Raw genomic sequence first — 2,169 nt, 5'->3', positions numbered from 1 at the left:
GGCCTGTTCGGTGGCGGCGGCCAGGTCGGCGGTGGAGTCCGGCATGTCGGCGCTCCACTGGGTGTCGCGGCCCAGGTCCAGCGTGCGTCCGTCAGCCAGCTCCAGGCTCACTGCGCCCGACAGGCCCGTATCAATCTGGTCGCCCGCAAACAGGCGATCACCCTCAACCAGAACACGGCGTGCCCCTTCCGGAGAAATAACGAACACTTGACCAACAATGCTTTTGACGATGGCAACAACATTGCTCATTAAATATTTCTCCGGCGATCCGTTTCTGATGATTCCATGTGGCCGCTCAATAGGGAGGGCCAAACTGGAGGGGGCGTAGTCTGAACACTTACTGACGTCAAATTATTGGCTAGAATTTTTAGCTATCTAGTTTATGCCAAACTATTGACCTTATGGTCGCCATCCTAAACAATCGCCCCCGTAATGTCACATTGATATTTATGCGGCGAACCGTCCTACATGTGTGAAGCAGTTCCGCTTTTTGAACTTTCCGACGTACGGTCATTACGCTAGCCATTATCCGACGCGGCGGCGCCAATCGCTGTGATTTGAGACAAGAAGTCCTGGGGAATTTTTAATGCGTCTGCACCTGTTCAAGGCAATACCGTTCGTTCTCGCCGCCAGCTTTGTACAAGCCCAGACGCTGCCTCAAGCCATGCAGCAGGCAATGGATGTGCATCCTGAAATTCAAGCGGGTGTAAACAGCCGCATCGCCGCCGATTACCAATTGCGTGCGGCGCAGGGTGGGTATCTGCCGCGTGTCGATTTGAATGCCGGCTATGGCCGTGCGGGCACCGACAACGCGTCCACCCGCGCCGCGAACGGCACGGGCGGCAACCACTGGGACACCCTCAATCGCGGTGAATCCAGCCTGCGCCTGCAGCAAATGATCTTTGATGGGTTCGCCACTTCCAGCGAAGTCGGGCGTCAACAGGCCAACGTCAACTCCCGTGCCTATTCGTTGCTCGGTACGTCCGAGCGCACCGCGTTGACCGTTGCCCAGGTCTACCTGGAAGTGCTGACCCGCCGCGAGTTCGTGCGCCTGGCCGAAGAAAACCTGCGCAACCACGAACGCATTTACGATCAGATCAAGTTGCGCACCCAGCGCGGCGTCGGTAACGGCGCCGACCAGGACCAGGCCGAAGCGCGTCTGGCCCAGGCCCGCAACAACCTGATCACCGAGCAGACCAACCTGGCGGATGCGCAAACCAACTACCTCAGTGCCGTTGGCGAGATGCCCGACCAGCTCGAGCGCCCGGCGCCGTTCATGGCCATGCTCCCGGCCGACCTGAATGAAGCGCGGCGCCAGATGCTCGACAACAGCCCGGTGCTGCGCTCGGCCGAGTCGGACATCTCCGCCGCCGAGAAGCAATACGCGGCCGCCAAATCCAGCTTCTATCCACGCTTTGACGCTGAGCTGGGCACCAACGCCGACAACAACGTCTCCGGTGACGCCAACCACAGCAACGGCTGGGAAGCCATGGTGCGCATGCGCTTCAACCTGTTTGCCGGCGGCAGCAACAAGGCCGACCTGCAATCGAAGTCATACCAGGCCAACCAGGCCCTGGACATCCGCAACAACGCCTTGCGCCAGCTCAATGAAGAACTGGGCCTGGCCTGGAACGCCTTGAACAACGCCAACGCGCAACTGCCGGTGGCCCAGCAGTACGTGGACCACAGCACCCGCGTGCGCACGTCCTACCAGCAACAGTTCAGCCTGGGCCAACGTACCCTGCTGGACTTGCTCGACAGCGAGAACGAATTGTTCACCGCTTCGCGTCGCCTGGAAGAGATCAAGAATATTCAGTTATTTACTCAGTACCGAATCAAGGCGACCATGGGCGAATTGCTCAAAAGCCAAGGCGTCGTCGCTCCAATGGCCTCCGTCGTGCAAAACGATGTGAAGCCCAAAGTTCAACTGCCTGGAATGAACTGAGTCACCCCATAGCCCCATCTGTTAGTCGAGAGTGCACCGCGTGGAATCCGAAGTCAGTCGAGTTCACCTCAGTCATGATCCACGCACGCTGCACGACGACCCGTTACTCGACGGGTTGTTGGCACTCTGCGCCCTGCATCAGAAACCGGCCAGCGCGGCCATGCTCACCACCGGCCTGCCGCTGCCTTCGCAGCGCCTGAGTGCCGAGTTGCTGTCGCGTGCCG

General features: G+C 59.4%; 3 protein-coding genes. 2 read left to right on the top strand and 1 reads right to left on the bottom strand.

Annotated features, from left to right (window positions below):
* Window positions 1-249 (bottom strand): retention module-containing protein (locus tag BFP96_RS00600; RefSeq protein ID WP_139113296.1); only part of this gene is annotated, 249 nt, incomplete at its 3' end.
* 343 nt (window positions 250-592) lie between these two features.
* On the opposite strand from BFP96_RS00600, the gene BFP96_RS00595 reads away from it, so the two are divergent.
* Both BFP96_RS00595 and BFP96_RS00590 read left to right on the top strand, forming a co-directional pair.
* A complete protein-coding gene (locus BFP96_RS00595; protein WP_368943714.1) occupies window positions 593-1,945 on the top strand; it encodes a TolC family outer membrane protein in 1,353 nt (450 codons plus the stop codon).
* Window positions 1,946-1,985: 40 nt separating this feature from the next.
* A partial coding sequence (locus BFP96_RS00590; RefSeq protein WP_139113295.1) for a hypothetical protein occupies window positions 1,986-2,169 on the top strand: 184 nt, incomplete at its 3' end.

The sequence above is a fragment of the Pseudomonas sp. 34 E 7 genome, from assembly GCF_900005715.1.
GTDB classification, from domain to species: domain Bacteria; phylum Pseudomonadota; class Gammaproteobacteria; order Pseudomonadales; family Pseudomonadaceae; genus Aquipseudomonas; species Aquipseudomonas orientalis_A.
This window is presented reverse-complemented; position numbering and strand designations above follow the sequence as displayed.